The following is a 9,010-nucleotide window of genomic DNA, read 5'->3' as shown; positions in this document are numbered from 1 at the left end:
CTCCAAGGCGATCTTGCGTGAGGCGGGGTACGTGGGCGCGGGCACGTGTGAGTTCCTGGTCGGCCAGGACGGCACGGTCTCCTTCCTGGAGGTCAACACCCGGCTGCAGGTCGAGCATCCGGTCACCGAGGAGGTCGCCGGGATCGACCTGGTCCGGGAGATGTTCCGGATCGCCGCCGGGGAGGAGCTCGGCTACGGCGATCCGGTGTTGCGCGGCCACTCGATCGAGTTCCGGATCAACGCCGAGGACGCCGGACGCGGCTTCCTGCCCGCCCCCGGGACCATCACGCGCATGACCACCCCCTCGGGGCCGGGTGTACGGCTGGACTCCGGCTACGAGACCGGGATGACCGTGCCGCAGTCGTTCGACTCGCTCGTGGCCAAGCTGATCGTGACCGGGGCCTCCCGGCGGCAGGCACTCGAGCGTTCCCGGCGGGCGCTGGCCGAGTTCGAGATCGAGGGAATGCCGACGGTCCTCCCCTTCCACCGGGTGGTCGTCGAGGACCCCGCCTTCGCCCCGGCCGCCGAGGGCGAGCCGTTCTCCGTGCACACCCGGTGGATCGAGACCGAGTTCGACAACACCATCGCGCCGTACGCCGGGGAGGCCGGCGCCGCCGACGAGCCCGCCGCGCGCGAGCGGATCACGGTCGAGGTGGGCGGCAAGCGGCTGGAGGTCGTGCTCCCCGCCGAACTCGGCGCGGCGGGTGCGAGCCGTACCACCACGGCGGCGGCTCCCCGGCGGCGCGGCGGCGGGACGGCGAAGAAGGCGGCGGCCAGCGGGGACGCGCTGGTCAGCCCGATGCAGGGCACGATCGTGAAGGTCGTCGCCGGCGACGGGGACACCGTCGCGGCCGGGGACACCGTCGTCGTGCTGGAGGCGATGAAGATGGAGCAGCCGCTGGCCGCGCACAAGGCCGGCACGGTCACCGGGCTGACGGCGGTCGTCGGCCAGACCGTCACCGCCGGGGCCACGATCTGCGACATCAAGGACGCCTGACGGCGGCCGGGTACGCGTTGTCGTTCCGCGGCCTCTCCCGTTGTCCCGCGGTCTCCCGCCAGGAGGACCGGTGAGGGCCCCCCGAGGGGCCGCGGAACGACCCCTGGGAGCTCCGTGAAGGAGCCTTCAGACGATCACAGGTGTTCATCGGTTCCCCACCGTGCGCAGACGTGTCCCGTGCCGTACCCGCCAGAGCAAAAGACGTCCATTCCGAATGGATGAATGTTTCCGGGGATGTTCCACCCCAATGGTCAAGCTCAGCACCAAATCCAGGGGTGAAGGGGATACGGTCGGGTAAGAGGGAACTCCGATGTCCACTCATTCGTCCTAATCGGGCGAAGGAGGCTTTCTGCCGTGACCACCATACAAACCATGCCAGGTCGTCTCGGTGCCGCGGTCGCCGCGCTGATCGCCGGGGTGCTGGCCGTCTTCCTGATCGCTCCTGTCCTCCCTGCCCACGCCGCGGCGCCACCCGACCCCGGGAAGATCGCGTCACAGTTGGAGAGCGGGGGCCGCTTCTACGCTGATTCCGCCGCCGGTGCGCCCGCCGCCTCGTTGGACGCCATGCGCTCGGCCGTTCAGCGCGCTTCCAATGTCTACGTGGCGGTGCTGCCGTCAGAATCGATCCAGAATCAGTCCGAGGCCCGGACCTTCCTCAAGGCGTTGAATCGCGAGATCGACGGCAAGGACGTCGTGGCGGTGGTCAACGGCAGGGAACAGCTGCTCTACAGCACCGACGTCCCCGGTCTGAACCTGGACCGGGTCTTCCGGCAGGCCGAGAGAGAGTCGTCCGGCATGACTGAGGGTGTCGTCAACTTCGTGCGGCTGGCCGACGCCGCCGTCGACACCCCCGGCGGCGCGGCAGCGCCGAGCTCCGGTTCCTCCGGCGGTGGCGGTCTCGGCGTGCTGGTCGGCATCCTGGTGCTGGCTCTGGCGGGCGGCACCGGCATCTTCCTCTACTCCCGCAAGAAGCGGAAGGACCGCGAGGCCCGCGAGGCCGCCGAACTGGCCGCGGTCAAGAAGACCGTGGACGAGGACGTCACCAAGCTCGGCGAGGAGATCACCGCGCTGGACATGGACGTCAGGATGATGGCCGACGGCGGCGACCACCAGGACGACTGGACCCGTGCGCTCGACGCCTACGAGCGGGCCAAGGCGGAACTCGACGCGGTCAGGCGCCCCGACGATCTCCGGGGCGTGACCACCGCGCTGGAGGAGGGACGCTACGCCCTGGCCTGTGTGAAGGCCCGCGTCAACCGCGAGCCGCTGCCCGAGCGCCGTTCCCCGTGCTTCTTCAACCCCCAGCACGGGCCATCGGTCCGCGACGTGCGCTGGGCCCCGCCCGGCGGTGCGGTGCGCGACGTCCCGGCCTGCGCGGCCGACGCCGAGGCCGTCGAACGCGGCTTCGAGCCGCAGACGCGCCAGGTCATGGTCAACGGCGGTTACCGTCCCTACTACGAGGCGGGCCCCGCCTACCAGCCCTACGCCTACGGCTACTACGGCGGCTTCGGCGACGTCATGACCGGCATGCTCGTCGGCACCATGCTCGGCAGCATGATGGGCGGCTGGGGCATGGGCGGCTACGGCATGGGCTACGGCGCCGGCTATCAGGAAGGCATGTCCGACGCCGGTGGCGACATGGGCATGGGCGGCGGAGACTTCGGCGGAGGCGGCTGGGGCGACTTCGGCGGCGGAGACTTCGGTGGAGGCGGTGACTTCGGCGGAGGCGACTGGTAGTCACCGGTAATCGCATAGTCGCGAGGTACGGCGGGGCCGTACGGATTCCTCAGCCAGAATCCGTACGGCCTCAAACTTTTCCGTCGCCTCCCGGCAATTATCCCTACTCGGACAACCGATTCACTCGGTACAGCGGGAAACGGTGGACCGGTGTGTGTGACGGTGCGACGATGACGATCGGTTCGTCGATCACCCGGTGACGCGTGGGGAGGCGGATGGTGCCCGATTCCGGTCGGCTGAACGCGAGTGACCCACGGCAGATCGGCGCATACCGGCTGCTGGGAGTGCTGGGCGAGGGCGGTCAGGGCACGGTCTATCTCGGCGAGTCCCCCTCCGGGCAGCGGGTCGCCGTCAAGGTTCTGCACGGCCGGATGGCCGGTGAGGCCGCCGCCCGCGAACGGTTCGAGCGGGAGGCCGACCTCGCCCGCCGGGTGGCGGTGTTCTGCACCGCCCAGGTGCTGGAGGCCGGGATCAGCGACGGCCGCCCCTACCTGGTGAGCGAGTACGTCCCCGGACCGTCGCTGCAGCAGTTGGTCACCGCCGGAGGCTCCGTACCGGCAGCGGACTGGAGCGCCTGGCGGTCACCACCGCGACCGCGCTGGAGGCGATCCACCGGGTCGGGATCGTGCACCGCGACTTCAAACCGTCCAACGTCATCATGGGGCCGGAAGGCCCGGTGGTGATCGACTTCGGCATCGCCCGCATCCTGGAGGCCGGCGTCACCAGCTCGGCACTGGTCGGCAGCCCCGGGTACATGGCCCCCGAGCAGCTCTCCGACCAACCGGCCGGCCCGGCCTCCGACATGTTCTCCTGGGCCGCCACCATGGTGTACGCCGCGACCGGGCACGCGGCCTTCACCGGGCAACATCCGGCGGCGGTGATGAACGTCGTGCTCCGCGGCCTGCCGGATCTGACCGGGGTGCCGGACGGGCTCCGCCCCCTGCTGGAGGCGTGCCTCGCCAAGGATCCCGCCGCCCGGCCCACGGCGGGGCAGGTGCTGGCCACCCTGACCGGCCACGGCACCGTTCCCGTCCCCCGTGACGCGGACGGGTCACGGGCGGCGGAACACGACGTTCCCGGCCCGGCGATCGCGCGCGGTTCGTTCCGGCAGGCTCCGTACGGCCACCGGTCCGCCGAGCCCTCACGAGGTCAGGAATCCGCCGCGACGATCCCCGCCCGCGGCGGTGACGTGACCAGATACGGCTTCCCTGGGGACCACGGCTCGGACTCCTCCGGGGATCGCGGCTCGGGCTCCTCCGAGGGCCGTGGCTCGGACTTCGCCGGGGGCCACGGCTCGGATCCGCCCGTGCAACCGGCCTTCCCGCCTCCTCCGGTGCCGCGCCGCCGACGCCGGTTCCTCTGGCCCGCCGTCGTCGCGGCGGTGTTCGCGGCCGGAGTCGCCGTGGCCTTCGTGTTCCCCTCACGCGTTCCGTTCCTCGGCCCCGGCTCCGCCACGACACCGTCCATCGCGACCCCTTCGGTGACGCCGTCCACCGGTACGGGTTCCTCCCGCGCGCTGTACACCGGGCACGCCCGGGCGGTCAACGCGGTGGCGGTGACGGAACTCGACGGCAAGCCGGTCGCCGTCACAGGGAGTGGCCAATACGAGCGTGAAAGTGCCGTATGGGTGTGGGACCTGACCACAAGGGCTCCCGTCGGCCAGCCGTTCAGGGGCCACACCGATGTGGTGGGGTCAATAGCAGTCACGCAGGTCGACAGCCGTCCGATCGCCATCTCCGGCAGCAATGACAAGACCGTGCGGATCTGGGACCTGGCCACGCGGGAAGAGATCGCCCCGCCGCTGACCGGTCATGCCCGCGGGATCCACGCGATGGCGCTGACGGAGCTGAACGGCGAGCCGGTCATCGTCACCGGCGGCGGGGACGGCCAGATACGCGTCTGGGACCTTCCGGCCTCCCTCAAGCGCGACTGACCCCCAGCGAACCTTGCTCGCCGTACGACGGCGCCGGAAACGACCGCACACCACCCCGCCGTACCGGCGCCATCGAAAGCGCCGGTAGTGCGGGGCGGAAGCCGGTGGCGATCACGGGGAGCCGGAGTCGGCGCCGGGGGCAGAGGCGGGGCGGTCAAGGGAGGCCGGGGCGGGTGCTGGCGCAGGCCGTCAGGCAGGGTCGGGGCGGGTGCTGCCGCGGGTGGTCAGGCGGGGTTCCAGGAGGGTGCCCTCGGGTACGGCGCGGCCTTCGAGCTTGTCCATCAGCAGCCGTACCGCCTCGCGACCGACGTCCTCGGCCGGGACGAGCACGGAGGTGAGCGGAGGGCTGGAGCGTTCCGCGATGTCGTCCGGGCAGATCGCCACCACCGCGACGTCCTCCGGGACCCGCCTGCCGTACAGGCGCAGCGCCCCGAGCACGTGGTTGACCGCCGTCTCGTTGTGCACCACCAGCGCGGTCAGGTCCGGGTTGTGCTCCAGCAGACCGCCCACGGTCGCCGCCACCTCCTCGAAGGTCTCCTCGCAGGGCAGCGCGACGCCGGTCAGGCCGTACCGGTCCACGGCCTCGGTGAAGCCCTCCCAGGTACGGCGGGCGAAACCGGTACCGCGCTCGTAGACCACCGAGGGGGCGCCGAGCAGCGCCAGTTTCCGGTGCCCGAGTCCGGCCAGGTGCTCGACGCAGAGGGCGCCCGCCCGGGTGAAGTCGAGGTCCACGCAGGTCAGGCCGGAGGGGTCGGCGGGGAACCCGATGAGCACGCTCGGTTCGGCCAGCTCGCGCAGGAACGGCACCCTGTCGTCGTGGAGTTCCACGTCCATGAGCACCAGCCCGTCCACCAGCGCGCTGGCCGCGGCCCGGCGGAGGCCGTCGGATCCCTCGTCGGCGGTGAGCAGCAGCACGTCGTGGTCGTACCGCCGGGCGGCGGTCACCACCGACGTGGCGAACTGCATCAGCACCGGCACGTGCATCCCGGCGCGCAGGGGCAGCACCAGCGCGATCACGTTCGCCCGTCTGCTGGCCAGCGCCCTGGCTCCGGCGTTGGGGTGGTAGCCGAGCATCTGGACACTGTCGAGCACCCGGCGCCGGGTGTCGGCGGAGATGGCCCGCTTCCCGCTGAGCACGTACGACACGGTGCTCACCGCCACCCCCGCGTGCCGGGCGACCTCGGCGATCGTCACGGCCCGGCCGCTCATGCACCACCCTCCACGGGCTCGAAGGCGAGGCGGGAGACGGTGATTCCGGCGTTCTCGAACACCAGATAAAGATCGTGGACGCCGTGCGCCTCCGCAAGCACGGCGCGGACACGGTCGAGGTCGTACCGGCCCGCGCGGGGGACGGGGAAGGTCGCGGCGGCCTGGCCGTACAGCGGGTCGTCCAGCCGAAGGGTGAGCACCCCGCCCTCGGTGCTGGTGGCCTCGATCGCGCAGGCCGCGGCGCCGGACCCGAGGTCGACCTCGCGGAACAGGATCCACGCGCCGTCCACGGCGGACCGCACGGCGTCGCCGGAGACCTTGGCGGCGTCCACCAGCGTCACCCCGTCGTACTCGTCGTGGTTGACCGCCGGGATCGGGCCGGTCCGGGCGCCGCGCGGCGGGATGCGTTCGCCGGAGACGTGGAACGGCGCGCACAGTCGGATGTCGCGGGCGGAGCGGCCGACCATGACCTTGTGCGGCGCGTCCTCGACCACGAACCGGTCGCGGGTCACGTCCCAGAAGGCCAGCTCGCGCACGTCGACGGTCCAGGTGACCGTCTCGCTCTCCCCGGGCGCCAGCCGTACCTTGGTGAAGCCGCGCAGGCGGCGCAGCGGCTGCTTGACCCGGGAGCGCTGCTGGTGGGTGTAGAGCTGGACGACCTCCACGCCGGGCCGGGAGCCGGTGTTGGTCACGGTGGCCGAGACGGTGACCGCGCCGCCCCCTCCGGTGCCGCCCCCTCCGGTGCCGTCCGCTCCGGTACCCCCCTCTCCGGAGCCGCCGTCGTCCACGGTGACGGTCAGCCCGGAGTAGTCGAAGGTCGTGTAGGACAGGCCGTGGCCGAAGGGGTGCAGCGGCATGCCCCGGTAGTACTGGTAGGTGGCGTCGGCGGCGATGATGTCGTAGTCGAGCAGGTCGGGCAGCTCGCACGCCGAGCGGTACCACGTCTGGGTGAGGCGCCCCTCGGGGTCGGCGTCGCCGAAGAGCACGTCGGCGAGGGCGTGGCCGTACTCCTGGCCGCCGTGCGAGGACCACAGCACCGCGGGCAGTCCCTCGGCGGTCCAGGCCATCGGGTACCCGCTGCTGATCACCATGACGGTCCGGGGGTTGGCCTCCCGCACCGCCCTGACCACGGCCTCCTGCGCCGGGGGCAGCGCGATGTCGAGCCGGTCCTCGGTCTCGCGCCCGTTGACCAGCGGGTGGTCCCCCACCACGACGATCGCCACGTCGGCGGTCGCCGCCAGGGCCGCGGCGTTCTCCGCGCCGCTCGCGACCACCTCCATGCCCAGCCAGACCGCGCGGTCGGCGTCGTCCACCAGCCGGAAGACACCCCGGAAGACGCCCCGGGAAGCGCCGTCGTCCGTCCCGGCGCCCGGCTGATGACCGTCCGCCCCGGGGTCCGGGGCGGCCAGCCCGATGTAGCGCCCGGTGGAGATGTGCCGGAGCGCGACCGTGCCGCGCGGCCGGTCCTCCATCCGGAACGTCTGGCGGACCTCCCAGCCGTTCGGGCCCGGCTGGTCGTTGACCAGTACGCCGTCCTCGCCGATCGACAGGTAGCGGCCGGTCGTCACCGCCCGCAGCGCGTAGGACCCGCCGCCCCAGTCGAACAGGTCGAACAGGTCCGGCTCCGTCCCGACCGCGAGCGGTCCTCCGCCGGGGTCCGCGACGACGTGTCCGCTGTACCCGCTCTCCTGGCCGTTCTCCACGGAGAACGAGATCCGGTCCACGGCCTCACAGAACACGGTCTCGCACCGCTCGGCGATCCCGGCGCGGGCGGTGACGGCGTACGGCAGCGTGCCGGAGTACCAGTCCTCCATGAGGGTGTCGCCCAGCTGTCCGATGACCGCCACCCGCCGTACACCGGAGAGCGGGAGGATTCCGTCGTTCTCCAGGAGCACGATCGAGCGGCGGGCGGCCTCGCGGGCCAGCGCCTGGTGCTCGGGGCAGTTGACGACGGCCTCGGTGATGTCGTCGTACGGCGTGGCGGGGTCGAACTCGCCGAGCCGGAACCGGATGGACAGCGCGTGCCGCACCGCCGCGTCCACGTCCGCCTCCGTCAGCAGGCCGCGCTCCAGCGCCCGGCGGATGTGCCCGAGCGTCGCCTCGGTGCGGTCGTCGTCCTGGGTGAAGCTGTCCAACCCCGCCCTGATCGCGTGGGCGTAGGCCTCGGCGTCGTCGTCGTAGTAGGCCTGCAGGCCGGTGAGGTTGCCGGGGGCGTAGGCGTCGCTGACCACGAGGATGTCGTCGGGGGCCCAGCCCCGGAGCACCTCCCCGATCAGCGGGCTGAGGTGCGCCGGGCGGCCGTTGACGAGGTTGTAGGAGGGCATCACGGCCACGGCCGCGCCCTGCTCCAGGGCGGGCCGGTAGGCGGGCAGCTCGTACTCGTGCAGGACCCGGGGCGGCAGGTTGCTGGAGGTGACGCAGCGGTCGGTCTCGTTGTTGTAGCCGAGGAAGTGCTTGAGGGTCGGTGCGGTCTTCAGAATCCTGGGGTCGCTCCCGCGGAGGCCGGAGGCGTACGCCGCCGCCATGACGCCGGTCAGCCACGGGTCCTCGGAGTAGCCCTCCTCGTTCCGGCCCCAGCGGGGGTCGCGCAGCGGGTTGACCACCGGGGCCCACACGTTCCGCCCGGCCCCGGAGGGGTCCTTGTGGTGGAAGGCGAGGACCTCGTCGCCCGTCGCCTCCCCCACCCTCCGGACCAGGTCGGGGTCCCACGTGCTGGCCAGGCCGATCGCCTGCGGGAAGACCGTGGCCGGGCCGAGCCAGGCCAGGCCGTGCAGGGCCTCGGTGCCGGTACGGAACGCCTCCACGCCCAGCCGCTCGATCGGAGCCTGGTACTGGTGGAGCAGCCCGATCTTCTCCTCCGGCGTCAGCCTGTCCCTCAGGTCGGCGATGCGGTCGGGGAGTGGGAGCCGCGGGTCGCGGAACGGTTCGTTCATGGGGGGGACCATCCCTCTGGATGAGCGCTGGGTGAGCGTCGAAGCGCTTCGACAACGGGGCGAGAGAACGCGCCTCTGTCGAAGCGCTTCGATAGTCGGTCCAGGAAAACTCCGCCCGTTACGCGCAGGTTTCAAGCGGAGTTTTCCTGAAGGGTGCCCGGATGTGAGATCCGGGTCAAGGGGTGCGGGGAAAATCGCGGA

General features: G+C 71.8%; 6 protein-coding genes. 4 read left to right on the top strand and 2 right to left on the bottom strand.

The features are described from left to right. The 4 genes from IEZ08_RS22910 to IEZ08_RS22895 form a co-directional block, all read left to right on the top strand. Nucleotides 1-997: ATP-binding protein (locus tag IEZ08_RS22910; RefSeq protein ID WP_308426625.1), on the top strand; the 997-nt coding region annotated here is incomplete at its 5' end. A 372-nt stretch (nucleotides 998-1,369) separates the two neighbouring features. Further along, on the top strand, nucleotides 1,370-2,734 hold the full coding sequence (locus tag IEZ08_RS22905; RefSeq protein WP_068921356.1) for a hypothetical protein: 1,365 nt from the start codon (nucleotides 1,370-1,372) through the stop codon (nucleotides 2,732-2,734). A 215-nt stretch (nucleotides 2,735-2,949) separates the two neighbouring features. Next, nucleotides 2,950-3,417 carry a protein kinase gene (locus IEZ08_RS22900; protein WP_189242858.1) on the top strand — a complete coding sequence of 156 codons (468 nt, stop codon included), beginning with the start codon at nucleotides 2,950-2,952 and terminating at the stop codon, nucleotides 3,415-3,417. Then, a complete protein-coding gene (locus IEZ08_RS22895; protein WP_373294376.1) occupies nucleotides 3,300-4,667 on the top strand; it encodes a protein kinase domain-containing protein in 1,368 nt (455 codons plus the stop codon). The genes IEZ08_RS22900 and IEZ08_RS22895 overlap by 118 nt, the downstream gene beginning before the upstream one ends. Before the next feature lie 189 nt (nucleotides 4,668-4,856). Here IEZ08_RS22895 and IEZ08_RS22890 read toward each other — a convergent pair whose 3' ends face one another. Next, nucleotides 4,857-5,876 carry a LacI family DNA-binding transcriptional regulator gene (locus tag IEZ08_RS22890; protein ID WP_068921353.1) on the bottom strand — a complete coding sequence of 340 codons (1,020 nt, stop codon included), beginning with the start codon at nucleotides 5,874-5,876 and terminating at the stop codon, nucleotides 4,857-4,859. Further along, nucleotides 5,873-8,809 carry a glycoside hydrolase family 3 protein gene (locus IEZ08_RS22885; protein ID WP_189242856.1) on the bottom strand — a complete coding sequence of 979 codons (2,937 nt, stop codon included), beginning with the start codon at nucleotides 8,807-8,809 and terminating at the stop codon, nucleotides 5,873-5,875. Before IEZ08_RS22885 ends, IEZ08_RS22890 begins: the two co-directional genes overlap by 4 nt. Between the last annotated feature and the right edge of the window lie 201 nt (nucleotides 8,810-9,010).

Origin of the sequence: Planobispora rosea (genome assembly GCF_014648175.1) — a bacterium.
In the GTDB taxonomy this organism is placed as follows: domain Bacteria; phylum Actinomycetota; class Actinomycetes; order Streptosporangiales; family Streptosporangiaceae; genus Planobispora; species Planobispora rosea.
This window is presented reverse-complemented; position numbering and strand designations above follow the sequence as displayed.

What these genes read in the sequence shown, in the direction of transcription:
- IEZ08_RS22905 (WP_068921356.1), top strand. Translation starts at nt 1,370, where the DNA reads ATGCCAGGTCGTCTCGGTGCCGCGGTCGCCGCGCTGATCGCCGGGGTG.
- IEZ08_RS22900 (WP_189242858.1), top strand. Translation starts at nt 2,950, where the DNA reads ATGGTGCCCGATTCCGGTCGGCTGAACGCGAGTGACCCACGGCAGATC.
- IEZ08_RS22890 (WP_068921353.1), bottom strand. Translation starts at nt 5,876, where the DNA reads ATGAGCGGCCGGGCCGTGACGATCGCCGAGGTCGCCCGGCACGCGGGG.
- IEZ08_RS22885 (WP_189242856.1), bottom strand. Translation starts at nt 8,809, where the DNA reads ATGAACGAACCGTTCCGCGACCCGCGGCTCCCACTCCCCGACCGCATC.